The sequence below is a fragment of the Sodaliphilus sp. genome (assembly GCF_045598405.1).
In the GTDB taxonomy this organism is placed as follows: domain Bacteria; phylum Bacteroidota; class Bacteroidia; order Bacteroidales; family Muribaculaceae; genus Sodaliphilus; species Sodaliphilus limicaballi.
Genome location: NZ_JAZLLZ010000189.1, coordinates 1 through 24,615, shown reverse-complemented (window position 1 = coordinate 24,615; position 24,615 = coordinate 1). Strand labels below are relative to the sequence as shown.

At 47.7% G+C, this 24,615-nt stretch carries 21 protein-coding genes and 1 tRNA gene; 13 read left to right on the top strand and 9 right to left on the bottom strand.

The window, feature by feature from the left end; translation table 11 throughout:
• Positions 1-437: 437 nt before the first annotated feature.
• The 3 genes from ACKI3C_RS12470 to kdsB all read right to left on the bottom strand — a co-directional run bounded on the left by ACKI3C_RS12470 (position 438) and on the right by kdsB (position 4,268).
• Complete coding sequence (locus ACKI3C_RS12470; RefSeq protein WP_407405552.1) at positions 438-2,090, bottom strand: diphosphate--fructose-6-phosphate 1-phosphotransferase; 1,653 nt, start codon at positions 2,088-2,090, stop codon at positions 438-440.
• 121 nt (positions 2,091-2,211) lie between these two features.
• The gene (locus ACKI3C_RS12465) at positions 2,212-3,510 is read right to left on the bottom strand and encodes a M16 family metallopeptidase (protein ID WP_407405550.1); all 1,299 of its coding nucleotides are present in this window, start codon (positions 3,508-3,510) and stop codon (positions 2,212-2,214) included.
• Entirely contained in the window at positions 3,507-4,268 is a 762-nt protein-coding gene (kdsB, locus tag ACKI3C_RS12460; protein ID WP_407405548.1) for a 3-deoxy-manno-octulosonate cytidylyltransferase, read from the bottom strand. Before kdsB ends, ACKI3C_RS12465 begins: the two co-directional genes overlap by 4 nt.
• A gap of 191 nt (positions 4,269-4,459) precedes the next feature.
• On the opposite strand from kdsB, the gene ACKI3C_RS12455 reads away from it, so the two are divergent.
• The gene (locus ACKI3C_RS12455; RefSeq protein WP_407405546.1) at positions 4,460-7,618 is read left to right on the top strand and encodes a glycoside hydrolase family 2 TIM barrel-domain containing protein; all 3,159 of its coding nucleotides are present in this window, start codon (positions 4,460-4,462) and stop codon (positions 7,616-7,618) included.
• Positions 7,619-7,692: 74 nt separating this feature from the next.
• On the opposite strand, the gene ACKI3C_RS12450 is transcribed toward ACKI3C_RS12455, so the two are convergent.
• Positions 7,693-8,763: an HAD family hydrolase gene (locus ACKI3C_RS12450; RefSeq protein ID WP_407405544.1), complete on the bottom strand. Its 1,071-nt coding sequence runs from the start codon at positions 8,761-8,763 to the stop codon at positions 7,693-7,695.
• A 164-nt stretch (positions 8,764-8,927) separates the two neighbouring features.
• On the opposite strand from ACKI3C_RS12450, the gene ACKI3C_RS12445 reads away from it, so the two are divergent.
• From ACKI3C_RS12445 to ACKI3C_RS12420, 6 genes are all read left to right on the top strand, one after another.
• Positions 8,928-9,950, top strand: coding sequence for a PfkB family carbohydrate kinase (locus tag ACKI3C_RS12445; RefSeq protein WP_407405542.1), 1,023 nt, complete (start codon positions 8,928-8,930; stop codon positions 9,948-9,950).
• Positions 9,951-10,085: 135 nt separating this feature from the next.
• The gene (locus ACKI3C_RS12440) at positions 10,086-10,751 is read left to right on the top strand and encodes a bifunctional 4-hydroxy-2-oxoglutarate aldolase/2-dehydro-3-deoxy-phosphogluconate aldolase (RefSeq protein WP_407405540.1); all 666 of its coding nucleotides are present in this window, start codon (positions 10,086-10,088) and stop codon (positions 10,749-10,751) included.
• 13 nt (positions 10,752-10,764) lie between these two features.
• The gene (locus ACKI3C_RS12435) at positions 10,765-12,219 is read left to right on the top strand and encodes an MFS transporter (RefSeq protein WP_407405538.1); all 1,455 of its coding nucleotides are present in this window, start codon (positions 10,765-10,767) and stop codon (positions 12,217-12,219) included.
• Positions 12,206-13,609 (top strand): glucuronate isomerase, encoded by a 1,404-nt coding sequence (gene uxaC / locus ACKI3C_RS12430; protein ID WP_407405536.1) that lies wholly within the window; start codon positions 12,206-12,208, stop codon positions 13,607-13,609. Before ACKI3C_RS12435 ends, uxaC begins: the two co-directional genes overlap by 14 nt.
• 12 nt (positions 13,610-13,621) lie before the next feature.
• Positions 13,622-14,803, top strand: coding sequence for a mannonate dehydratase (uxuA, locus tag ACKI3C_RS12425; protein ID WP_407405534.1), 1,182 nt, complete (start codon positions 13,622-13,624; stop codon positions 14,801-14,803).
• 407 nt (positions 14,804-15,210) lie between these two features.
• Positions 15,211-16,023, top strand: a complete 813-nt coding sequence (locus ACKI3C_RS12420) for an SDR family oxidoreductase (protein WP_407405532.1) — start codon at positions 15,211-15,213, stop codon at positions 16,021-16,023.
• Between the two features lie 107 nt (positions 16,024-16,130).
• On the opposite strand, the gene ACKI3C_RS12415 is transcribed toward ACKI3C_RS12420, so the two are convergent.
• The gene (locus tag ACKI3C_RS12415; RefSeq protein ID WP_407405530.1) at positions 16,131-16,727 is read right to left on the bottom strand and encodes a hypothetical protein; all 597 of its coding nucleotides are present in this window, start codon (positions 16,725-16,727) and stop codon (positions 16,131-16,133) included.
• 173 nt (positions 16,728-16,900) lie between these two features.
• On the opposite strand from ACKI3C_RS12415, the gene ACKI3C_RS12410 reads away from it, so the two are divergent.
• Positions 16,901-17,428 (top strand): hypothetical protein, encoded by a 528-nt coding sequence (locus tag ACKI3C_RS12410; RefSeq protein WP_407405528.1) that lies wholly within the window; start codon positions 16,901-16,903, stop codon positions 17,426-17,428.
• A 90-nt stretch (positions 17,429-17,518) separates the two neighbouring features.
• Here the strand turns inward: ACKI3C_RS12410 and ACKI3C_RS12405 are convergent, their stop codons facing one another.
• The 3 genes from ACKI3C_RS12405 to ACKI3C_RS12395 all read right to left on the bottom strand — a co-directional run bounded on the left by ACKI3C_RS12405 (position 17,519) and on the right by ACKI3C_RS12395 (position 20,546).
• Complete coding sequence (locus tag ACKI3C_RS12405; protein WP_407405526.1) at positions 17,519-17,782, bottom strand: hypothetical protein; 264 nt, start codon at positions 17,780-17,782, stop codon at positions 17,519-17,521.
• A gap of 155 nt (positions 17,783-17,937) precedes the next feature.
• Positions 17,938-18,022, bottom strand: a tRNA-Ser gene (locus ACKI3C_RS12400).
• Positions 18,023-18,098: 76 nt separating this feature from the next.
• Positions 18,099-20,546 (bottom strand): endonuclease MutS2, encoded by a 2,448-nt coding sequence (locus ACKI3C_RS12395; RefSeq protein ID WP_407405524.1) that lies wholly within the window; start codon positions 20,544-20,546, stop codon positions 18,099-18,101.
• A gap of 135 nt (positions 20,547-20,681) precedes the next feature.
• Here ACKI3C_RS12395 and ACKI3C_RS12390 point away from each other — a divergent pair, with 135 nt between their 5' ends.
• From ACKI3C_RS12390 to folE, 5 genes are all read left to right on the top strand, one after another.
• On the top strand, positions 20,682-21,449 hold the full coding sequence (locus ACKI3C_RS12390; protein WP_407405522.1) for a glycerophosphodiester phosphodiesterase family protein: 768 nt from the start codon (positions 20,682-20,684) through the stop codon (positions 21,447-21,449).
• 29 nt (positions 21,450-21,478) lie between these two features.
• Positions 21,479-22,414 (top strand): hypothetical protein, encoded by a 936-nt coding sequence (locus ACKI3C_RS12385; RefSeq protein ID WP_407405520.1) that lies wholly within the window; start codon positions 21,479-21,481, stop codon positions 22,412-22,414.
• Positions 22,411-23,187: an MBL fold metallo-hydrolase gene (locus ACKI3C_RS12380; protein ID WP_407405518.1), complete on the top strand. Its 777-nt coding sequence runs from the start codon at positions 22,411-22,413 to the stop codon at positions 23,185-23,187. The genes ACKI3C_RS12385 and ACKI3C_RS12380 overlap by 4 nt, the downstream gene beginning before the upstream one ends.
• Before the next feature lie 114 nt (positions 23,188-23,301).
• A complete protein-coding gene (locus ACKI3C_RS12375) occupies positions 23,302-23,853 on the top strand; it encodes an SPOR domain-containing protein (protein ID WP_407405516.1) in 552 nt (183 codons plus the stop codon).
• 5 nt (positions 23,854-23,858) lie between these two features.
• Entirely contained in the window at positions 23,859-24,425 is a 567-nt protein-coding gene (gene folE, locus ACKI3C_RS12370; protein ID WP_407405514.1) for a GTP cyclohydrolase I FolE, read from the top strand.
• 7 nt (positions 24,426-24,432) lie between these two features.
• On the opposite strand, the gene ACKI3C_RS12365 is transcribed toward folE, so the two are convergent.
• On the bottom strand, positions 24,433-24,615 hold a 183-nt coding region (locus ACKI3C_RS12365; protein ID WP_407405512.1), incomplete at its 5' end, for a hypothetical protein.

Sequence of the window (24,615 nt, the reverse complement as noted above, 5' to 3'; positions counted from 1 at the left end):
GGATTGGGGAAAGGGGCAGTGTGCCCGCTCGTGACAAAAACACACAGAACTTAGCACGTTGCCACCGATCCGGCCAGGCGATGCCCCTCTAACGCGTGCAAAAACGTTAACAAATTTTATACTGCGGATTTGAGGAAATAATTTAATTTTCTTTTGTTCTTTTGTTCTTTTGTCCTTTTGTTCTTATGTCAAATAAATCACCCAGAGGGCGCTGCGCTTGAAATTTGCTGAAAATAAACTGAAAATACAAAATCTGCGCAATCTGCGCAATCAGCGAGAGAAAGAAAAACTTCCCCGAGTTCTGCGAGTTCCCCGAGAGACACAAGAACAAAAGAGCGTGAAATTCCTTGTGGGGAAAATCACGCTCTGCAAGCTGTTATTGGAAGTTATAAATAATGTGGGGTGCCTCGCAATCAGTCGCGGGCGTCCACTTTTCTTTACTTGCTAGTCTGCTCGTAGAAGAGGGTGCGAGATGTCTGGTCGCAAACCTCGGCGGGACCGAAGTACTGGATGGGGCCAGGATAAGTGTAACATGTGTTGAGTGCCCACTCTTCGCGAGCTGCTGCAAATGCTTTGAAGGGAGAGCCGTCGAGCTCTACGAGAGCCTTGCGGATAACGGGCTTGTCCTCGCCGTGGCGATGCTCGATGTTCATCATCATGGTGATGGGGATACCACCGCACACCCATTCGCTTGAAGGCTTGGTGAGGTTGCGCACTGATGACATGTAGCCGGTAGCGCCGCAGTTGATGAGCTGTGCAGCGTTGAAACCGAGTGCATAGCAGTAGTCGGCGTCGAAGTTAGAGGGAGCAGCGCAACGGCCCTCGTAGCCAAAGAAGTGGTGGAGGGGAGAGAACTTGCCTGCATATTTGCCCTCGGCCTTGAGCTGGGCGAGGCGCTTGCCTACCATCTCGCTGAGGAGCTTCTCGGTCTCGATGAGTGATACCTGCACGTTGCCGTGGGGGTCACGGTCGAGAGTGAGCTGGCGTGCCACGCCCTCGGGGAGTGAAGCGAATGCCTCGGCATTTTCGGGCTTGAGGTTAGCAAGCACGAACTCGCGCTGTGCAGCGGGAGCGAGGGTGGGGAACTCGGGATGGTGAGCGAGTATGTCGTTGAGCTCGGCGATGAGAGCCTTGATGGCGGGGATGAACTCGATGAGTCCTTCGGGAATGAGGACGATACCGAAGTTGTTGCCTGCCTCGGCGCGCTTGGCTACTACCTGGGCGATGTCGTCAACCACCTGGTTGAGTGTGAGGTTCTTTGCCTCAACTTCCTCGCTGATGATGCAGTAGTTGGGCTGGGTTTGGAGAGCACATTCAAGGGCGATGTGAGACGCAGAGCGGCCCATGAGCTTGATGAAGTGCCAGTACTTCTTTGCAGAGTTACAGTCGCGCTCGATGTTACCGATGACTTCGCTGTAAACCTTAGTTGCTGTGTCGAAGCCGAATGAAGTCTCGATCTGCTCGTTCTTGAGGTCGCCGTCGATGGTCTTGGGGCAACCGATTACCTGAACGGGAGCGCCCTTTGCCTTGTAGTACTCGGCGAGGACTGCTGCGTTAGTGTTAGAGTCGTCACCACCGATGATAACGAGTGCACTGATGCCGAGCTCGTTAACAATTTCAAGACCTTTTTCGAACTGCTCGGGTTTCTCGAGCTTGGTACGGCCAGAACCGATGATATCGAAACCTCCGGTGTTGCGATACTCGTCGATGATGTCGGCAGTGAGTTCTACGTAGTTGTGGTCAACGAGACCGCCGGGGCCCATGAGGAAACCATAAAGGCGATTGTCGGGGTTGAGGGCTTTGAGACCGTCGAAGAGACCGCTGATTACATTGTGTCCGCCAGGAGCCTGTCCGCCAGAGAGGATAACGCCGGCATTGAATGCCTTGCCTTGTGCAGCAGCCTCGGCAGCCTTCTCAAATGTGAGTTCGGGAAGACCGTAGGTGTTGGGGAACAGTTCTTTGATTTTCTCTTGGTCGGCTACCGACTGTGTGGGTGCACCCTTAACGGCCTGCACGCTGCTCCACAATGCTGCGGGCAACTTGGGCTGGTAAGCGGCACGTTGCTGTTGAAGTACGCTTTTCTTTACCATTTTGTTATATGAATAATTGTCTATTGTTTTTCCAAGATGCAAAGTTAGTCATTTTTCATGTAAACGCAAATTTTTATCCACGTAAACGCCAATGCTGACGTAAACTTTTTGTAGAGAATCGTTATAGCAATGAATTTAGTTGTGTCTTGTCGCCGGCGATTGTTGTGCGCAAGCGTTCGTCGGTGAGATAGCGGCGTGCTATGGCCTGCAGTTGCTGGGGAGTGATGTTGCTGATGCAGTCGAGTTGCCTGTTGTGGTACTCGGGATAGACACCGAAAAGGATTGTGCTTGACACGTAACTTGCTATGTTGTAGGGCGAGTCGTGAGTTTTGGCAGCTGCACTGAGCATGTGCTGCTTCACTGTGTCAAGTTCATCAAGGGGAATGAGTTCGTCACGCAAGCGTTTCATCTCGTGCTTGATTTCCTTTATCACGTTCCACGTGTGCTGCGTTGCACACTCGCACTGGATATCGATGCATCCGTCGTTCTCGATGCCTAACAACGCTGCACCGATGCCATAGGTGTAGCCTTTGTCCTCACGAATGTTGGACATGAGTCGGCTGCCGAAGTATCCGCCGAAAGCCATAACCAGGATGCGTAGCGGAAGATAGTCGGGGTGGTTTCGCTTGACAGCCTCGATGCGCAGGCGTAGTGCCGACTGCATTGCCCCGGGCTTATCGACGATGTCGAGCATGATGGGCGAGGGCGAAATGGTCCATGCGGGGAAGGGTTCTTCTTGGGCTGTGGTTGTCCAAGCCCCGATGGTGCTGTTGATTGTTGCCATCACCTTGTCATCGACCTTGCCTGAAATGATCATGCAGCAGTTGGCTGGATGATAGAAACGATTGTGGAATGCGAGAAGGTCGTCGCGTGTAATACCCATGATGTGGTCGGGCGTGAGGTTCTTGCCCAGGGGGTGGTTATCGCCGTAGTAGAGTTCCTTCATGCGCACTGCCGCAAGGTATTTCACTCGCTGCTGCATCACGCCAAGGTTGCCTGCGAGTCGGCGTTTGAGGGTTTCAAGCGCTTGCTCGGGGAACGAGGGTGAGGTGATGCACTGGAACAGCAACGGCATGGTGTGTGCGAAGTTGTCGTTGAGCGAAGTCATGACAACCTCCGACCAGTAGTCGTAACTGTCGCAGGACTTGCGGGCTGCATAGAAGTCAAACATCTCGGCCACTTGCTCGGGCGGCATGCATGAGTTGCCCTCTGTGAGCATGTAGCCTGTGAGGATGGCTTGTCCGGGCAAGTCTTCCATGAACGAACCGCCCTTGAAGTAGATGTTGACACGGTTCATGTCGTCGTCGCCTCCGTTGATTATCCAGCAGGGTATGCCGTTGGGCAGGTGAGTGACTGCTGGGAAATTGAGCGACAAGTCGCCAAATGTGGAAAGTGGCGGTGGTGTAGTGCGGTCGATCATTTCTTGCTTGCTAGTATTGCTGCTGCACGTTCCAAGTCTTCGGGGGTGTCGATTCCCACGGTTTCGATATTGCTGACAGCTGTTTTAATCACATAAGAATTCTCAAGCCATCGCAGTTGTTCAAGTGACTCGGCTAGTTCGAGTGGTGACTGTGGCAACTGAGTGATCTCGTCAAGGACGTGTGCCCTATAGGCATACATGCCAATGTGAGTGTAGAACTGGTGAGATGACGGCCATTTGTCTTGCTCGACGCCTCTTAAATAGGGGATTACCGATCGAGAAAAGTACAAGGCATTCATGTTACTATCAACCACTACTTTAGGCGAGTTGGGGTTAATCAGTTCCCCAACGGGGAGTGTGGGGTCAAAGGGCCGGATGAGGGTTGCGATGTCGGTGGCCTCGTCGTTAAAGCACGACATGATGGCCTTTATCTGGTCGGGATGGATAAAAGGCTCATCTCCCTGAATGTTGATAATGACATGCTCATTGCCGCCATTGTTGATGTAGGCCTCACGACAACGGTCGGTGCCGCTGCGGTGTGTGCTGCTGGTCATCACAGCCTTGCCTCCAAAGGCCTCTACGGCATCCTTGATGCGGTCGTCGTCGGTGGCAACAATAACGTTATCAAGCACAAGACTGACTTGACGATATACGCGTTCTATCACAGTGATTCCGCCTAGCAGAGCAAGGGGCTTGCCAGGGAAACGCGTCGATGCATACCTGGCAGGGATAATGCCTATGAATTTGAGATTGTTCATAATTTGTTGTGTTTTATTTCACGCAAAGTTATAAAAAAAATGAGAAATAGGAGAACGGTTGGCTTATTTTTATGGCGAGATGTGCAATGTTAATAGAAAATATGTGTTAATTTTAGCGACATCGGTTTCAAAGTGTGTTGCGGTGTTGTTTTTGTGATTGTAAGTATTTATCTTTGTAAAAAAATATCAAGATGAAAAAGACTATAACTACATTGTTGAGCATCGTGTGTGCTTTTAACGTGCTTGCTCAAAGCGGTGATGAGTGGAATAACGTGAATGTGACAAGTGTTAACCGGGAGAAGGCTCACACGCTTTCAATACCGTGTGGTGCGGTTAGTGAAGTGCGTTCAGGTTGCCTTGAAAATTCTCCGTGGTTTATCTCGCTCAATGGCACATGGAAGTTCAAATGGGTGCCGCGTCCGGGTGCCGCACCTCAAGGATTTGAAAACGAGGGATATGACGACCGCCAGTGGGACGACATCGCGGTGCCGTCATCGTGGCAGGTGTATGGATTGCGTCACGGCAAGAACTGGGATCGTCCGTTATATAATAATATAGGATATCCATTTACATACGATGAGCAATTCCGCATTAATGTCAAGCCTAATGAGGATTTCACTTATAATAGCACGATGCCATGCCCGGCAGGTTCTTATCGCCGCACATTCGTGTTGCCAGAGTCATGGCAGGGACGTGAGGTTTATGTTCGCTCTAATGGCACTGGACACGGGTATTACTTGTGGATTAACGGTCACATGGTGGGTTATAGCGAGGATTCTTATTTGCCGTCGGAATTCAAGATCACGCCTTATCTGCATGCTGGTGAGAATACCATTGCTGTGCAGGTATATCGTTTCACTGGCGGTTCGCTGGTCGAGGACCAGGACTACTGGCGTCTCACTGGCATACAGCGTGATATCTTCTTGTGGAGCGCTCCTAAAACTCAAATACGTGACTATTTTTTCACTACCGATCTTGATGACAACTATGTTAACGCGAAGGCAAACCTTGAAGTGACTGTTGCCGGTGAAAAATTCAAGGGAAAACTAACTGCACAGCTCCTAGACGGAGATAAAGTTGTTGCTACTGCTACTAGGCCGGTTAACGCTACTGGAACCTATGATTTCAACTGGGAAGTAATCCAGCCGCGGCTATGGAACGCCGAGGAACCTAATCTGTATGATCTTGCCATTACCTTGGCCGACCAAAAAGGCCGTGTGGTTGATGTGAGAGGCAGTAAGGTTGGTTTCCGTGAGGTGGGCGTGCGTAGCGATGGTGCCTTGATGATAAACGGCAAGCGCATTATTTTCCATGGCGTGGACAGGCATGATTTCAGCACTGTGAACGGGCGCATGCTCACCCGTGAAGAGATGGAACAGGACTTCTATGCGATGAAACGACTCAATATAAATGCGGTGCGCACGTCGCATTATCCTAATAACCCTTATTTCTATGACTTGTGCGACAAGTACGGCATGTATGTGCTGGCCGAGGCTAACGTGGAGTGTCATGGCAACTGGGACTTGTCGAAGAACCCTGTGTTTCGACAGATGTTTGTGGAACGTAACGAGAACCATGTGAGGTGGATGCGCAATCACGTGAGTATATGCTTGTGGTCGATGGGCAACGAGTGTGGTGGCGGCGAGAATTTCAAGTATGCTCGCGAAGCCATACGCAGCGCAGATACAACTCGCTTGATCCATTATGAAGGTAATAACGAATATGGCGACGTGTCGAGCACAATGTATGCCGACTTGGGCCGCATAGAACGTATAGGTCGTGAACGAATGAATCGAACTAACCCTAAACCCCACATCCAGTGCGAGAACACCCATTCGATGGGTAACTCGATGGGCAACCAACGCGAGTATTACAGGCTCTATGAGAAATATCCTGCGCTTGCAGGAGAGTTTGTGTGGGACTTTAAGGACCAAGGCCTCACTACAACCTATGGCAGCGACGGAACAGAATACTGGGCCTATGGCGGTGACTTCGGCGATCGTCCGAATGATAACAATTTCTGTTGCAACGGACTTGTTTTGCCTGACCTGACCTTTACTGCCAAATCGATGAATACCAAGAAAATATACCAACCTCTTGACTTTGTGGAAAATCCTGATGTACCGGGCAAGTATATCATTAAGAGCAAACTCAACTTTGCGTCGAGCAATCACTTGAAGATAAACTACCGTGTTCATTGCGATGGAGAAACATTGTATGGCGGTGACATCACCACCACGATTGCCGCAGGAGATAGTGCCGAAGTCGAGATTCCTATGCCGCAGTATGAAGTGCCAGGAGAATACTTTCTTGATTTCTCTGTTACAAACGCAGAGTCAACTCCGTGGGCACAGGCAGGTTACGAGGTGGCAAGTGAACAATTTGTGCTTAACGCTGTTACAAATCGTGTAATCACGGATAATAACGATAGTCAGCCTTCGGTAACTGATAACGGTAACCTTGTGACAGTAAGCGGTGATGATTTTGATGTTGTTTTTAGCAAAGAGGATGGCACATTACTGTCTTATACAGTGGGTGGAAAGAAGGTAATAGATCGCGGTATCAAACTGAACTTGATGAGATTACCCACCGACAATGACGGTAGCAAGACACAGATGTGGGACAAGATGGGCATTAACAAGTTGAGTGTCTCACAGGGAAGTGTAACTTATAAATATGGCAATAAAAAACGATCAGTTATTATCGATACAAAGGCAGTTTATAATACTCCTGACACAGTTGCAGCCCAAGTTGACATGCGCTATACCATATATGCTGACGGAACTGTTGCTGTCACTTCCACAATCCTGCCTTCAAAGGATGGCGTGATCATTCCTCGCATGGGCTACCGGCTTGAAATGCCACAGGGTATGGAACAGATGACATGGCTGGGACGCGGACCGTGGGATAGTTATGTCGATCGCAAAGAGAGTGCTTTTGTCGATGTTTACACAAGTACCGTGAGCAAACAGGAGACACCATTTGTCAAGCCGCAAGAATGTGGCAACAAGGAGGATGTGAGATGGATAGCTATTACAGCCAACGATGGAGTGGGTGCTATGTTTATCTCACCGCGTCACATGGCAGCAAGTGCTCATCACTGGCGTGCAGAGGATAATTATTCTAATCGTCGCAACCGACGCGCACATCCTCATCAGGTTGTGAAATGTGATGAGACTATTGTGACACTTGATGCGGCAATGCGTGGACTGGGAAACAACAGTTGTGGACCTGATGTGCTTGACCAGTATGAACTTCGCACTAAATCAACTGAATTTAATTTCATAATCAAGCCGTTGCGAGCAACTATGACTCAACAAGAGATGGCAAAATCAGCTCATAAGTTGTGATTGCTGTAAGAAAATAAACACAGCCCAATAGGCATTTCCATTCGCCTATTGGGCTGTGTTTTATTTTGAGGAATTTATTTGGCAAGTGAAACGCCTTCGCCGTAAATCGTTGCAAAGTCGTCTCTCATTGAAATTGTAATCCAACCCTTTTCTTGGCAATTTGCTTTCATTTTAGCTGCTTTGTCAAGATTGCCGCGTTCACGTGTCAAGTCATCGGCAAGGACACACATTACCATGCTGGGATGGTCATTCTTTGAGGTTGTAAATTCAAACATACTGAAGTCGCCCGAAGAGTTTCCGAATGCCAAAATGGGTTTGATGCCTATTTCTCTCACCATAGCGTTCACTTTGTTCATTTTCAGGTTTTTCACGTAAAGTTCGCCACGAATCACGTCGTCGGTAGGCTTGAATGTGTAATCCCAACCTTCTTTCTCGCCTTGTGTGGTGGCAGATGTGTGAATGTCTGAACCGATGATGTGGTTGCGGCCAAACGGGAGAACGCCATCGCAATATTCACGGGTCACTTGACGCTCGCTGCCCGATATCACATAAGTTGTAAACCCGTTAGCAACCAGATATCCCACAACCTCGGCCATCGGAATATAGACAGCTTCGCCCCATTGCAGGCCATTCATGCCCTCAACCGGAGCGTTAAGGAAATTCTTGACATATTCTTGATATTGCTCCTGGGTGAGTCCTGCGAACACTTCGTTTTGCGCGATGGCTTCGGTCCACATCATGTCGCCAGGGACATTGCGGGCATACACGGCACGCTTGATAACTTCGGCATCAGATATTTGCTTTGCGGTGGGGGTGAAAGACGGATCATCAAACACGCGATGCAAGTACATCATCCATTCAAAATAAGACGGAGCGGTCTCGCACACGAGAGTACCGTCGAGGTCAAACACCGCAACTCGCTCATCGGCAGGAACAAAGCCAGCACTCTGAGGATTGGTAACGTCACTGACAAATGTTTTCAGTTGTGCCAACGCAGGACTGCCTTCGCTCCAGTACTTGAAATTGCCATCAGCACCCACGTTGGCGCTGATTTTGTAAATTTCATCGCGAGATGCACCATAACTAGTTGACAAACATAGACTCATACCCACTAGGCATGCGATAGAACTGATAATTGATTTCATGCTTATTTACACATTTATATGGTTTTATTTTTCAGTTTCCAAAATTACTCATTTTTTCCGTATATTAATTATTTTTACTGAAAATATCGTTGATGTTTATTGGAAAATTAGTAAATTTGCAGAAAAAGGTAGTGCAAACAGCATACTTAAAAGATTAAATTATTATGAGCAAGATTGTAACACTGGGCGAAATCATGCTGCGCTTGTCACCATCTGGTCATTTGCGCTTTGTGCAGAGTAACTCGTTTGATGTGGTATATGGCGGGGGAGAAGCTAATGTGGCGGTCAGCTGCGCTAACTATGGCCATGATGCATATTTTGTAACTAAACTCCCAACCCACGAAATAGGTCAAAGCGCCTTAAATTCACTTCGGCAGTTTGGAGTAAAGACCGATTTCATTGCCCGCGGGGGCAACCGTGTCGGGATTTATTATTTAGAGAGCGGAAGTTCAGTTCGTCCTAGCAAAGTGATCTACGACCGAGCTCACTCGGCAATATCAGAGGCCGAGGTCAGCGACTTTGACCTTGATGCAATCATGGAGGGTGCGCAGTGGTTTCACTGGAGTGGGATAACCCCTGCTTTGAGCGACAATGCGGCTGCTCTCACCCTAGAAGCATGCAAGGCTGCAAAGCGACATGGCGTGACTGTGAGCGTGGATCTTAATTTCCGCAAGAAACTATGGACACCAGAGATGGCTCAAAGCGTGATGCGTCCGCTCATGCAGTATGTGGATGTGTGCATAGGCAATGAGGAAGATACAGAGCTGTGTCTTGGCTTTAAACCCGATGCCGATGTTGAAAATGGTTCGACTGATGCAGCTGGATACGAGGGCATCTTCAAGGCTATGGCGGCGGAGTTCGGGTTCAAGTATGTCATTTCAACGTTGCGGGAGTCGCTCTCGGCAAGTCACAATGGCTGGAAGGCGATGATATATGACGGCAAAGAGTTCTATGTGTCACGCCGTTACGATTTGCTGCCCATCGTGGACCGCGTGGGAGGTGGTGACTCGTTCTCGGGCGGCATTATTCACGGCCTGCTCACCATGGAAACTCCCGGCGAGGCGCTGGAGTTTGCTGTGGCAGCATCGGCTCTTAAACACACTGTGCACGGCGACTTCAACATGATGAGTGCCCAGGAAGTGGAACAGCTGGCCCACGGCAGTGGCAATGGTCGTGTGCAGCGATAACTACCACCGTTAGCTGACGCAGGCTTTTTTCCCTTGAGCTGACGCTCAAGGCACAGGGGCCACCCTGTTTTAGTAGCGCGGCGTTTCGTTTTTCGTCTTTCGTTTTTCGTCTTTCGTTTTTCGTATAAATATACTATGGCTAGATGTGATAAATTGCAGGTGTTCGGCATCATGGGCACCACCGGGATGGTTCCCGTGTTTTATAATAAAGATGCAGCTGTGGCGCAGCAGGTTGTGAAGGCCTGCTACGAGGGCGGCGTGCGTGCTTTTGAGTTTACTAACCGTGGCGACATGGCTCATGAGGTGTTTGCCCAATTAATTCGCTTCGTTGCTGTTGAGTGCCCTGGCATGGCGCTTGGTGTGGGCTCGGTAGTTGATGCTCCCACGGCTGCAATATACATCCAAATGGGTGCCGACTTTGTTGTTGGTCCCATGTTCAATGCCGATGTGGCTCGCCTGTGCAACCGCCGTCAGGTGCCTTACATCCCCGGTTGCGGCACTGTGACCGAGGTGAGCAATGCCCAGGAGGCAGGCTGCGAGGTGTGCAAGATATTCCCTGGCGATGTACTTGGTCCCAAGTTTGCCAAGGGGCTGCTGGCTCCCATGCCATGGTCACGACTCATGGTGACCGGCGGCGTAGAACCCACCGAGGAGAACCTCACTGCATGGTTCAAAGCTGGAGTTTATTGCGTGGGTATGGGTTCAAAGCTATTCCCCAAGGATAAGGTTGCGACCGGAGATTGGGCTTATGTGACCGACAAATGCCGCGAGGCATTAGGTATCATCGCTAACAACAAATAATTCTAAAAACACCATGATTCAAACCAACAAAAAAACAAGCTTCCGCTGGACGATATGCGCGTTGCTCTTTGCTGCCACTACGGTCAATTACCTCGACCGTCAGGTGCTGTCGCTCACGTGGAAAGATTTTATTGCTCCTGAATTTCACTGGACCAATGCCGACTATGGTAACATCGCCGCAGTATTTTCTATAATATATGCTATTGCCAATCTGCTATCTGGACGTTTCATCGACTGGATGGGCACCCGCAAAGGCTACCTGTGGGCTATAGGCGTGTGGTCAGCCGGAGCATGTGCTCATGCGCTGTGTGGAATCGCTACGCAATGGTCGCTTGACCTTCACGGCACAGAGGAGATGATCAAGGCCACCGGCACCGTAGCCACCATGGTTGCAACAGTGAGCACCTATTTCTTCATCGCTGCCCGTGTGATCCTGGGCGTGGGTGAGGCTGGAAACTTCCCTGCCGCAGTCAAGGTAACAGCCGAGTATTTCCCGATGAAAGACCGTGCCTATGCCACTTCAATCTTCAACGCAGGTGCTACCGTGGGCGCTCTTGCAGCCCCGTTGTGCATTCCCAGCCTGGCACACTATTTCAAGACCATAGGGTGGGGCAATGGCTGGGAGATGGCATTTATCCTCGTGGGTGCGCTGGGTTTTGTGTGGATGGGCGTGTGGATGTTTGTCTATAAGAAACCCGAGGAGAGCAAGCACGTAAACGAGGCCGAGCTGGCATATATCAACCAAGATACTGCTGTGGCTAAAACGGCAAACGCCGAACACCCCAAGGACAAGGTGCCATTGAGCAAGATTTTCAGTTTAAGGCAGACGTGGGCCATATTCCTTACCAAGCTGGTAACCGATGGCGTGTGGTGGTTCTTCCTGTTTTGGATACCTGCCTATGTGAGCGACATACACAACCTGCCGTCGCATCACCCAGTGGCTATGATGCTCGTGTTTGTCATCTATACTATCACGCTGCTGTCGATATTTGGAGGCAAGTTGCCCACCATCATCGTTAATCGCACTGGTCAGAATGCTTATGATGCCCGTCTCAAAGCTATGCTAGTGTTTGCTGTCATCCCTTTGTTGGTATTGGTGTCACATCCGTTGGGTGCAATATCTTATTGGTTCCCCATCGTTATAATAGGTCTTGCCGGAGCGGCTCATCAGTCATGGTCGGCCAACCTGTTCTCGGTGTGCAGCGACTTGTTCCCCAAGCGCATGCTGGGCACAATCACAGGCATTAACGGACTGGCTGGTGGTATAAGTTCGTTTGCCATCAACAAGTTCTCGGGGCACTTCCTTGACTATGCCGATGCCAGCAAATTGCAGTTTATGGGCTTTGAAGGCAAGGATAGCGGCTATTTCGTTATCTTGTGTTACTGTGCCGTGGCTTACATCGTGGGCTGGGCAATACTCAAGGCTTTTGTTCCAAAGTATAATCCTATCGAAAATGAAACAGTTTAACGACGATAATTTCTTGTTGACTACTCCCACCGCCCGCGACCTCTACCATGAGGTTGCCGAGGGAATGCCCATTATCGACTACCACTGTCATCTCTGCCCGCGCGAGATTGCAGAGGACAAGCCATTTGCAAGCATTACCCAATTGTGGCTAGGTGGTGACCACTACAAGTGGCGTGCCATGCGTGCCAATGGTGTGGACGAGCGATACATTACTGGCGATGCTGGTGATTGGGAGAAATTTGAAAAGTGGGCTGCTACCGTGCCTTACACGTTGCGCAACCCATTATATCACTGGACCCACCTCGAACTCAAAACCGCCTTTGGCATTGACAAGGTGCTAAACCCTGACAGTGCCCGCGAGATATATGACACTTGCAACGACTTGCTGTCTCAACCGGGATATACCCCTCGCGCCCTGATGCAGCGTTATGGGGTTGAGGTTGTTTGTACCACTGACGATCCCGTCGATACACTTGAGTATCACAAGGCTATCGCACAGAGCGATTATGACGTGAAGGTGTTGCCGGCATGGCGTCCCGACAAGGCTATTGCTGTTGAGGCTCCCATGCAGTACCGTGAATATGTGGAGCGCCTGGGCGATGCGAGCGGCATAGCTGTGTGCAACTATATGCAACTGCTCGATGCCTTGCGCAAACGCCATGATTACTTTGCGTCATGCGGCTGTTCGGTCGCCGATCATGGTGTAACCCATTTCCCCTATGCTCCTTGCAGCGACAGCGAGGCAGCAGCAATATTCGACAAGGTGATGATGGGTCAGACGTTGGGTCACGACGATACCGTCAAGTTCAAGACTGCAACCATGCTCCACCTGGCACGCATGAATGCCGAGAAAGGGTGGGTGCAGCAAGTGCACTATGGCCCCATGCGCAACGTCAACAGCAAGATGATGCGTCTGCTGGGTCCCGATACTGGTTTTGACAGCATAGGCGACTATCGTAGCATTGGACCGCTCGCACGTTTCCTTGACACGCTCAACAGCGAGAACCGTCTAGCCAAGACCATAGTATACAATCTCAATCCCAGCGACAACACTGCACTGGCTGCACTCATAGGCGACTTCCAGGACGGCAGCGTGCCGGGTAAGATGCAGATGGGATCGGGATGGTGGTTCAACGACCAGATTGACGGCATGCGCAAGCAGATAGAGGCGTTGAGCAACCAGGGACTGTTGAGTCGATTTGTGGGCATGCTCACCGATTCCCGTTCATTCCTGTCATATCCCCGCCACGAGTATTTCCGCCGCACACTGTGCGACATCTTGGGTGGCGACGTGGAGCGCGGTCTCATTCCCGAGAGCGAGATGCAGCGCGTGGCCGACATGGTGGCTGACATCTGCTATAACAACGCTAAGCGCTACTTCAATTTCTAAACATATATATTTATGGAAAAGACCTGGAGATGGTTTGGACCCAATGACAAGATAACACTCGACATGCTGCGCCAGATAGGCGTTGAGGGCATTGTGACTGCACTTCACCACATACCTAACGACCAAGTGTGGAGCTATGAGGAAGTGATGAAGATGAAAAACTACATCGAAGCCCACGGGCTGCGATGGTCGGTGGTGGAGAGTCTGCCTGTGTGCGAAAGCATCAAGTATGGTGGTCCTGACCGAGACGAACTCATTGAGAAATACAAGGAGAGTCTTGCCAACCTGGGACGTGCAGGCGTGCACACTATCTGCTACAATTTCATGCCAGTGCTCGACTGGGCTCGCACCACGCTCGACCATCCAAACGATAACGGTACAACCTGTCTGTATTTTGACCGTGCCGAGTTTGCCTACTTCGACATACACATCCTCAAACGTGAGGGTGCTGATGCCGATTATGACGAAGATGTGCTTGCGCGCATGGAGAATCTCAAACAGTCGATGACAGCCGAAGGCGAGCAGCGCCTCATCGAGAACATCATTGTCAAGACGCAGGGATTTGTCAATGGCAACATTACCGAGGACGATAAGAATCCCGTAGAGAAGTTCAACGACCTGCTGGCGCTGTACAAGGGAATTGATGCCGAGCAGCTGCGTGAGAATATGAGATACTTTCTCGAGGCTATCATGCCTGTGTGTGATGAGTGGAGCATGAACATGTGTGTTCACCCCGATGACCCACCGTTGCAGATCTTGGGCTTGCCACGCATCGTCACATGCGATGCTGATATTGAATGGCTCTTGAACGCAGTGCCCAATCCTCACAACGGACTTACATTTTGTGCCGGATCGCTCAGCGCCGGGGCTCATAACGATGTGCCTGCGCTTGCCCGAAAGTATGCCGAGCACACATGGTTTGTGCACCTTCGCTCTACCAATGTGCTTCCTGGCGGCAACTTCATCGAGGCTTCACACCTGGGTGGTCGCGCCAATATCATTGAGCTGGTGCGCATCTTCGAAAAGGTCAACCCCTCGCTGCCCATGCGTGTGGACCACGCTCCGCTCATGCTTGGCGACGAGAAGATGGGATACAATGCCGGTTATTCGTTCCACGGACGCATGCTTGCTCTGGGACAGGTAGAAGGCATTATGGCAACCGTTAACCGTGAAATAGAAGAAAACAAGATATAAACGAAAGAAGAAAAGAAAATATTTTTTATAGTATTGATGGCTCGCGCCAAGAAAAATAGTGGACTCCGTCCACAAAATAATATTACTTTATCTCTGTAATTTCATTTTGCTTGCGAAGCAGGCCATTTTTCTTTACATAAAAATAAAAAAAAAATCAAGTTTCGGAAGTTGTAATTTGCTGTCTTGCATATGAATAAAGTATTAATCGCACCGATAGGTGCGTGGTCGCACGAAGTGCGACTATCAATAACCGGGGGTGAAGTGAGCGAAGCGAGCATAACCTCCGGTTAAAGAAATCCAAGGGAAAACGTGCTAAAAGTACGCGACTTACCTACGCCAGGCGATATTTGACAACATCCGAAACTTAAATAAAAAAAATATTTTCTTTTTTCTACATAACAATAGATATGAACGAATTATTTTCAGTTAAAGACCGCGTGGTGGTAATCACTGGTGGTACTGGCGTGCTGGGACGTTGCATAGGATCTTACCTGGCCGAGCAGGGAGCAAAGGTTGTGTTGCTGGGCCGCAATGTCGAGCAGGGCAACGAGATTGTTGACCGCATCAAGCAAAACGGCGGCGAGGCGATATTCCTTGCTACCGATGTGATGGATATCAATAAAATGCAGAAGTGCTGTGACGAGGTTATAGCACGCTATGGTCAAGTGGACGCTCTGCTCAACGCGGCAGGCGGCAACCAGGCAGGTGCTACCATTCCGCCCGCAGGCACATTCTTTGACGTGGAAGTCGAGGCGTTCCAGAAGGTGCTCAACCTCAATCTCACGGGCACCGTAATCCCTACGCAGGTGTTCTTAAAGCCCATGGTTGAAGCAGGCAAAGGGGCTATTGTCAACTTTTCGTCGATGGCTGCATTCCGTCCGCTCACACGTGTCATGGGCTATGGCGCAGCCAAGGCTGGCATTAGCAACTTCACGGCTTACATGGCAAATGAAGTGGCAACCAAGTTCACGCCTAATATTCGCGTTAACGCCATTGCACCAGGTTTCTTCCTCACTAACCAGAACCGTGCGCTGCTCACTAATCCCGACGGTACGCTCACAGAGCGTGGCCAGGATGTGATACGCCAGACACCGTTCAAACGCTTCGGCAAACCAGAGGAACTGTGCGGCACAATTCAGTACCTCATCAGCGACGCATCATCATTTGTGACAGGAACCGTAGCAGTAGTTGACGGCGGATTTAATGTATTTGCTATGTAATTATGAGATTGATAGATATAAAAAAGGATGCATTGCTGCATCCTTTTTTAATATCTATCCCTTCCTTGTATTTGTCAAAGGGTGTTTAAAGCGGAGAGGAAGAGTTGTTATTCAATAACCTGTCCATTAACATTGTATTTCACACCATTTTTCTTGATGATGAGCTGTCCGTTCTCAATCATTTTTACAGCCTTTGCACTAGAAGGATTAAGTTCAATTGACTCAATGCCTGTATCAGGGCGGGTGAGTCCTTTTCCGAATACGCCTTGGAGGAAGAGATTGTCTTCGGTCAGTGTGTATGCACCTCTTTCAGTGGGGACATACATACGCCATTCTGTGCCTGCCGATAGGCGTGTGCCATTAACGATCAAGAAGGCATAGTAATTCTTTGAAGCCATGTTACCAGCAACAAAAAACTTGTTGTCCTTGATTTGACCATAGAATGAATAAGGATCTTCGGGGTCGCCCCAGTTGGTTGTGCTCTCCAGAAATTCTTGTTGCCAGCTTTCCCATGAATCGCCAGCTAAACCGTCAATTTCAAGCCATTCTAGTACACCGGCTTTCAATGTTTCGGGGTCAGTATTTGTTGCTGCATAATAACCTGCATACCATCCATTGAGCTCGGCAGGAACAGTGATTTCTTGTGCCATAGCATTGACACTCATTGCCACAAAAGCAATAAAAGTAAGTAAAAATTTCTTCATAGCTTAATTTGTTTTATATTTTTATTATTTTTTTCAGTGCAAAATTACAATTAAATATAATAAAATTCAACATAAATGAAATAATTCTTTGGTATTTTATGTATTTTTCATATTTTGATGAATAATTATATCAATATTTATGGTATCTTTGTGGGTGAAATACTGATAGCTGTTTGATTAATTACATCTATCGCTTCTCATCTGTCGATATAGATTACTTATGCTATATTCCTGACGAAGATTTACATTGGGCCGGAGGAGATCCTGTATTAAGTAGAGTGGATTTGGAAGATTGGAGGAAGTATTGTTTGTTCCAGGTTCTCATGATGAACAACTCAAGTGATACACCCGATATTTGTGATATAAACATAGCTGTATCTGATGATGAGTATATAAAATTGCTCGAGTTGAGTCTCTTTGATCCGAAACTCACATTTAGCGACCTTAAATCGTTGATGCCCGAACTATATGAAAAGGGACAGAAAATGCTGGATGTTAATCACATTGACTATCTTATCAGGATGCCCGTGATTACTAAACTTGCTGACAAATTGAGAAAGAAACAAACGTCACAACAATCCGTCAAGCAGATATTTGACAATCCTTTTATCGGATTCATTATCCGAGATATGCTGAAAAATATAGAACAGTATATTGACAAAGATCCAGAACTATGGAAAATGTTCTCGGTGCTTATTTAGAACGATGAGGTTGTGTGCCAAAATGAATTTGAAGTAAAAAGGAAGCTTCCATTGCAAAGTGGAATGAAGGCAATCCTCGAAGATGGTATATCAGCGGCTTTCATCAGAATTTACCCAAGGATTCCAGCCTCCGCGTAGTTGTCTCATGATAGCCTGCATCATTTCAGCAGCTCTTTTTCTTCTTTCCGTAACCTTCTCTATGCTGTCGAGCATATATTTTTTTCTTCTCATTTTCCCGTCCGCAGGATCGAAGGCGTAAAAATCAATGTACCAGGATTTGCCTTGGTGCAATTTTGGGTACGTAAATCCAAGTACGTTGTTAATGCTTGTGTTTCTTACATTTAGGTACGACATTTTTTTTACATTTTTCGTCTAAGATTTAACATCTTTTAGAAAAACGCAAATTGAGTTAACAAATGGGAAAATTTAAAATCGTCCGAATATCGTCCGACCAAAAATAAAAAATCGAAGCTAACTCATTGATAATCAATTTGTTAACTTCGACTCTGCGGAGAAAGAGGGATTCGAACCCCCGGAGGTGTTACCCTCAACGGTTTTCAAGACCGCCGCAATCGACCACTCTGCCATCTCTCCAGTGTCACTGCTTTCGCCTTAACGGGTGCAAAATTACTACAAGTTTTTGAACTGTGCAAGTTTTTTTCTAAAAAAATTACTCTAAATCTACAATTGTTATTCCTGCACCTCCAAATTGAACATGCTCGTCGCGGTAACTTTTGACTCCGTTTACTGTGTCTAAATATTGGCGTATCACTGTTTTAAGTATGCCTGTTCCTGTGCCGTGAAGTATTCTCACGCGTTTGGCGTTAAATTGTATTGCATCATCGATAAAATAGGTGATTGCTTGTGTTGCTTCGTCGGCTCGCATACCTCTGATGTCGATGTCGGGCTTGAAATTTAGTTGTCGTGCTCTGATTTCGTTGTTGGCTTCTTTACTCATTGAAAGTGTTGTTTTTTTCTCGGCTTTTTTGATTGTTCTTTCGAGTTTAGAAGTTTCTACTCGAGTCTTGAGCATACCGAATGCTACTGTGGCATATTTCTCGTCGACACTGATGATTGTGCCGACTGTTGTTGTGCCTTTCAATACCACGTTGTCGCCGGCCTCGAGCGGACGGTCGGGCGTGGGTGTGGTTTTTGAGGCTGGTTTGTTGGGGTTGTTGCGTCGAGGCTTTAGTTTGAGTTTCTCGACGTCGCGTGTTATGCCGTTGTCGTTTTCTAGTCTTTGCTTGAATTCGTCGAGGTGTTTTCTGACTTCTTTGGTCTTTTCTTTCTCGGCTTGCATCTCGCGTATTTCTCTGATTGTGCGCTCAATTTGGGCATTGCTGTTGTCCAGGATGCTGCGTGCTTCATTTCGCGCTTCTTTGATTATTTCCTTTTGTGTAGTGGCTATGGTTGCGAGTTTGCTGTTGTATTGTTCGACAATAGCGTCTAGTTTCTTTTCCTTGATATGGATTTCGTGTCGTTTGTTTTCCCAATATTTGCGGTCGCGCACTATGTCGAGTAAATATTTGTCCATGTTGATATAGTCGCTTCCCACGATGCTAGATGCTTGCTCTATGACATCACTGGGCAGACCTATCTTGCGTGCAATCTCGATTGCAAATGAGCTGCCTGGGTATCCTACTGACAACTGGAACAGAGGTCTCATGTGCTGTCGGTCGTAGAGCATTGCCCCGTTGACAATGCCTTCGGTCTCGTCGGCAAAGTGTTTCAGGTTCTGGTAGTGGGTGGTGATTACTCCGTAAACCTTCTTGTGATTGAGTTGTTGAAGGATTGCTTGTGCTATTGCGCCGCCTATCTGGGGTTCGGTACCGCCGCCAAACTCGTCAATTAATATGAGTGTTTCGCCTGCTCCTCGATTGAGGAACAGTTTCATGTTCTGCAGGTGTGAACTGTAGGTGCTGAGGTCATCTTCGATAGACTGCTGGTCGCCAATGTCGATGAAGATGCTCTTAAACATGCCCATGTGAGAGTTGTTGTAGAGCATGGGCAGCATGCCGCATTGCATCATGTATTGAATGATGCCTACGGTTTTCAGGCACACGCTTTTGCCGCCGGCGTTGGGACCCGATATGAGCAATATGCGTTGCTTGCTGTCGAGCTGAAGGCTCAATGGCACGACTTCTTTGCCTTGTTCGCGTAAAGATAGGAACAGGGTGGGGTGGGTAGCATGATACCACTCGATGAGAGGTTTGTTGTGCAAGTGCGGCATTTGGGATCCCGTCTCGTGGGCAAAGAGTGCTTTAGCGCGTATGAAATCGATTTGGCCTAATATATCATATGTGCCAAGCAGGTCGTCAATATATGGCCTGATGTTGTCGGTGACTGCGGTTAGAATTCTTATTATTTCTCGAGCTATTTCGGCTTCGGTTTCTCGAATGCGGTTGTTGGCTTCAACAATCTCGTCAGGTTCGATGAACACTGTCTTGCCGCTTGCACTCTCATCGTGCACGATGCCTTTGATTTTGCGTTTGTGTGCAGGTGCTACGGGCAGCACGAGTCTTCCGTCACGCATGCTGGGTTGAGCGTCACTGTCGAGCAGACCGTCGGTTTTGCCTTGTGCAATTATGCGTCTCAATATTCCGTTGATGCTTGCGGTCACTTGGGTGATTGTGCGCCGCAGGTCGGCTAGCAGGGGAGATGCGTTGTCCTTGAGGTTGCCGTTCTTGTCGAGTATTGTGCTTATCTCGTCGGCAATGGCAGGGAATGCCTGCATTTCTGACACGAGTTTGTGCAGGTTGGGGTAAAGTGGTGACTCATCGCCCTTGGAAGAGAAAAACTTGAGCACGTCGCTTATGGTGTTGAGCGAGCGTTGAAGGTTGAACATGCTTTCGACAGACAGGAATGTGCCTGGTGTTGTTGCCGACTTGAGTGTGGCTCGCATGTCAAACACGAAATTGAGCGGGAACTCTGCTCCTGAATTGATTATGGTAAGGAATTCGTTGGTCTGATTGAGCCATAGAGACACTGTGGGAAAGTGTGTTGAGAATTGCATGTGCTGGCAATGGGTTAATCCCAGCGGGCTGATGCATCTTTTCTCGATTTCGTGACGTATAGTGTTAAAACCTATTTTTTGCTCAAAGTTTGAGGGATATATCATAATTTGTTTATCTCTATTCTGTTTTTCAGTGCAAAGTTACAATTTTTTTTCTTTTTGAATATTTTTTATGTTGGTAAAGTGTGTTGCTTTGTCTTAAAAGGAGTAACTTTGCACCGAGAAATTAGTGAAATTGAAATGAGTAAATATAAGAATATATTGTATGGCTTGTTAATATTCCTTGTTATTGCAGCATGTTGTTTCCTGTATTTCGTGTGTAAAAACGGGTGTTGTGTAGAGGAACAAAGTTATATTGCTCATGCAGGAGGTGAAATTGACGGGTACACCTATACTAACAGTAAAGAAGCTGTTGAACATTCGATTGAATGTGGGATGAAATACATTGAACTTGACCTCTTGCTCACGAGTGACAGCTCGCTTGTGGCAGCACATTCGTGGGCTGATTACAATAAGATGGTGGGAGTTGAGAATCTTGATAGTATCCCTACGCTAGAGCAATTCAAGCAATCTAAACTTCTGGGTAAATACACACCTCTTACCTTCGCTGACATTGATTCGATTTTATGTGTTAACCCTGACATTGTCCTTGTCACTGACAAAATGTCGAATCCAGCAATTATTGATGCTTGTCTTGGAAAGTATAAAGAGCGGGTTATTGTAGAGTGCAAGACGGATGAGGATTATTATTTCTATATGGATCATGGCTACAAGATGTCGATGTACCGCAACGGGAAATATTTGATATCACAATTCATTCAGTCGGTTGTGCGTAGATTGCAAGGCAAAAAAGATAGATACTCGGCCTGCGTGATTTACAAGGGCGATCAAGATAAGATTCATTGTGATTGTAAATTTGTCTATACATGTCGAGATAGGCATGAGGCCGACTCGATTTTCTCGCAATACAATGATGTGAAATTTGTTTATATAGATAATGTAGAGTAATTCATATTGATAATATATAGATACTTAATATGAAATATAAGTTAACTTATTGCATCCTGTGCATGGCCACCATGTTGTTGGTTTCCAGTTGTTTCACGGGCGTTGAGAACACTCCGAAGATAACCGACAAGGATGTGTCTCGCACAATAAATGAATTAGAGCGACGGCAGCCCACGATGACGTTGACGACCTATCGCGATTCCCTTCCCTCATGGCGTGAGGGCAAGCGGTTTTATGTGACCGATGACAATGTGAAGCTCATTTTCACACAGGTTGCAGGCGATAACATGGACTCGGTTAAACTAGTGGGGCGGATTTTGTCGTATAAAGGATATGACACATCGTTAGGTCTTGACGGCCGTGATGTGGTAGATATTCATTTGGCTGACGGCTCTGATGAATATGTTTACCACACGGGTAAGACTGAAGGGGAGTTTCTCTCTACTTTTTCAATCCCCTTGCTCATTGATATGGACGTCGTGGAGCATGTCTCTCGTCAACTCGAGGGGAAAGAGGTGTATATAAAGACTCCTATCTGGTATAATATCGACGGTGAGTACATGATACATGGCCGCCAGTATATAAAGGTGCACATCGATGAAGTCTTGCCTGGCAACAAGGTGCTTCCGTTGAGGGTGCTGTTTACTGCGAGTGATAACAAAGAGAAAGCTTTTGTGTGGATGTCTGCTGGCCAGAATGCCATTAATAACCGGGATTATGACTCAATGTTCTCTTCTAAAGACCTTCATGGCAGTTATCCTGAAATATCGGGTTCTCACTGGGAAATGATTAAGAGGGGGGAAGTGGAGACTGGCATGACCAAGGAAGAATGCAGGCTGGCTAAAGGTGCCCCCAAAAAGATTTCACGCATGCCCGACCAGACGGCAGTGCGCGAGTTCTGGTATTATGATGGCGGGTCATATCTTCAGTTTGTAGATGGACTGTTGAAAAACTTCAGGAAATGAACAGTAGTGGTGTAGAAATTGAATTCTTGGGGACAGGCACATCTACAGGTGTTCCTGTGATTAGATGCCAGTGTGAAGTGTGCCGTTCTACTGATGTGCGCGACAAGCGTTTCAGGTCGTCGGTGATAGTGAGGACACAAGGGGTGAACTTGCTTGTTGATTGCGGCCCCGACTTTCGTAGCCAGATGCTTGCTGTGACTAATCCCGAAGTTGATGCATTGCTTGTTACGCACATACATTACGACCATGTGGGTGGTCTGGACGACCTGCGCGTGTTTTGCGGTGGCGGAGAGCATGACATGCCTGTTTATGCGCGTGCTGATGTGTTTGAAGAACTCAAACGCCACATGGACTATTGTTTTGTAGAGCATCCTTATCCTGGCGTTCCTTCGTTTGAAACTCATGTGATTGATGACAAAGCGTTTAGCGTGTTCGGAGTTGAAGTGACGCCCATACCGGTAATGCACGGCAAATTGCCTATCGTGGGCTATCGCATTGGTGATGTTGCTTATGTCACCGATGCTAAAACTATACCCCAGGAGTCAATCAATAAGTTGAGGGGTGTGAAGTTGCTTGTAATAAACGCCCTCCGGCACACACAGCATCATTCGCACATGACTTTAGAAGAGTCACTGTCGGTGATAAAGGGCATAAATCCGCAGCAGGCCTATCTCACTCATGTGTGTCATGAGATAGGTGTTCATGCGCAAGTTGAGAAACAGTTGCCGGCAGGTGTAAAATTAGCTTATGATGGGCTTGTTGTGAGAATTTAAAGGGTAAAATCATAAAAAGCAGGGCCTTTGGTGCAACATTTTGAGAAAAATGGCTATTATCTGAAATTATTGCACTATCTTTGCAATTAAAATGAATTTTTAGAGAAAATGACTATGGTTCCTATTAACAGATATTTTGTGATTTTGGTTGTTGCGATGATCACTTGCGTTGTTTCGGCCCAGAGTCACCCCGACATTGTCAAAAGCATTAACAACGGAGGAAATGTCAACGTGACGTTACCCGACGGATTGACTGACCGCAGTAACTCCTCGTTGGGTAAATCGTCAAACGTGAAGGCCGACGATGACGAAGGTGCACAGCCTGTTAAGAGCGAAGTTAAGAATACTGATAGCGGGAAGCGCCCATCAAATATTTCGCAGCAAACTGTTCAGGGCCGCAAGGTGGGTTTCCGCATTCAGGTGTATAGCGATAACTCGTCTAACGGCAAGGCTAATGCGCAAGCTCGTGCCAAAGCGTTGTCAGTGAAGTTCCCGCAATATCGCACTTACCTTAGTTATAATGCTCCTAGTTGGCGTTTGCGCATTGGCGACTTCAAGGATCACAGCGAAGCCAGTGCTGCACTCGGCAAGGTGCGCGGTGCATTCCCCGCTTATTCGAGCGAAATGATTGTTGTAAAAGATAACGTGAACGTGTGGAGTAAATAAAGTATATGGATAACAAACAACAATTAGAACAAATTGCTGAACACTTTCGTGCAATAATCGAATTGCTTGGTGAGGATCCTAATCGCGAGGGATTGGTCAAAACACCTATGCGTGCAGCAAAGGCCATGCTAGAGAACACGCGTGGTTATAACCTGAATGCAACCGACATCGTGCGTTCTGCAATATTTGAGCATCCTGGTTCACAGATGGTCGTTGTTAAGGACGTGGAGTTCTACTCGCTGTGTGAGCATCACATCTTGCCATTCTTCGGTACAGTATCGGTGGGATATATCCCCGATGGCGAGATTGTGGGGTTGAGCAAAGTGGGACGCATTGTAGATGTTTTTTCTCGTCGACTCCAGGTTCAAGAGCGATTGACTCGCGAAATTTGCTGTGAGTTGGCCCAGTCATTGTCGGCCAAAGGCGTAATTGTGGTGTGCGAGGCACAGCATTTGTGCATGAAAATGCGTGGAGTCGAGAAACAATCGTCAACTACCGTGACAATGCACTATACTGGTGCATTTGAGCAAGTTGAGTATCGTAATGAGTTTTTTGCGCAGTTGAAGCGTTGAAAATAAATCAACAAAAAAAGCACTTTTTTTTGATTTTTTCTTCAAAAAATTTGGTCAGTTTAAAAAAAGTTGCTAACTTTGCACTCGCAATCGGGAAACAAGTCAACGAGGTTGCAAAACGCGAAAATAGCTCAGTTGGTAGAGCGCGACCTTGCCAAGGTCGAGGTCGCGGGTCCGAGTCCCGTTTTTC

Coding starts and splice junctions, on each gene's coding strand:
- ACKI3C_RS12405 (WP_407405526.1), bottom strand. CDS start 17,782: ATGTCGTACCTAAATGTAAGAAACACAAGCATTAACAACGTACTTGGA.
- uxaC (WP_407405536.1), top strand. CDS start 12,206: ATGAAACAGTTTAACGACGATAATTTCTTGTTGACTACTCCCACCGCC.
- ACKI3C_RS12415 (WP_407405530.1), bottom strand. CDS start 16,727: ATGAAGAAATTTTTACTTACTTTTATTGCTTTTGTGGCAATGAGTGTC.
- ACKI3C_RS12440 (WP_407405540.1), top strand. CDS start 10,086: ATGGCTAGATGTGATAAATTGCAGGTGTTCGGCATCATGGGCACCACC.
- ACKI3C_RS12420 (WP_407405532.1), top strand. CDS start 15,211: ATGAACGAATTATTTTCAGTTAAAGACCGCGTGGTGGTAATCACTGGT.
- ACKI3C_RS12375 (WP_407405516.1), top strand. CDS start 23,302: ATGGTTCCTATTAACAGATATTTTGTGATTTTGGTTGTTGCGATGATC.
- uxuA (WP_407405534.1), top strand. CDS start 13,622: ATGGAAAAGACCTGGAGATGGTTTGGACCCAATGACAAGATAACACTC.
- ACKI3C_RS12450 (WP_407405544.1), bottom strand. CDS start 8,763: ATGAAATCAATTATCAGTTCTATCGCATGCCTAGTGGGTATGAGTCTA.
- ACKI3C_RS12445 (WP_407405542.1), top strand. CDS start 8,928: ATGAGCAAGATTGTAACACTGGGCGAAATCATGCTGCGCTTGTCACCA.
- ACKI3C_RS12435 (WP_407405538.1), top strand. CDS start 10,765: ATGATTCAAACCAACAAAAAAACAAGCTTCCGCTGGACGATATGCGCG.
- ACKI3C_RS12395 (WP_407405524.1), bottom strand. CDS start 20,546: ATGATATATCCCTCAAACTTTGAGCAAAAAATAGGTTTTAACACTATA.
- ACKI3C_RS12455 (WP_407405546.1), top strand. CDS start 4,460: ATGAAAAAGACTATAACTACATTGTTGAGCATCGTGTGTGCTTTTAAC.
- ACKI3C_RS12470 (WP_407405552.1), bottom strand. CDS start 2,090: ATGGTAAAGAAAAGCGTACTTCAACAGCAACGTGCCGCTTACCAGCCC.
- folE (WP_407405514.1), top strand. CDS start 23,859: ATGGATAACAAACAACAATTAGAACAAATTGCTGAACACTTTCGTGCA.
- ACKI3C_RS12380 (WP_407405518.1), top strand. CDS start 22,411: ATGAACAGTAGTGGTGTAGAAATTGAATTCTTGGGGACAGGCACATCT.
- ACKI3C_RS12465 (WP_407405550.1), bottom strand. CDS start 3,510: ATGATCGACCGCACTACACCACCGCCACTTTCCACATTTGGCGACTTG.
- kdsB (WP_407405548.1), bottom strand. CDS start 4,268: ATGAACAATCTCAAATTCATAGGCATTATCCCTGCCAGGTATGCATCG.
- ACKI3C_RS12390 (WP_407405522.1), top strand. CDS start 20,682: ATGAGTAAATATAAGAATATATTGTATGGCTTGTTAATATTCCTTGTT.
- ACKI3C_RS12385 (WP_407405520.1), top strand. CDS start 21,479: ATGAAATATAAGTTAACTTATTGCATCCTGTGCATGGCCACCATGTTG.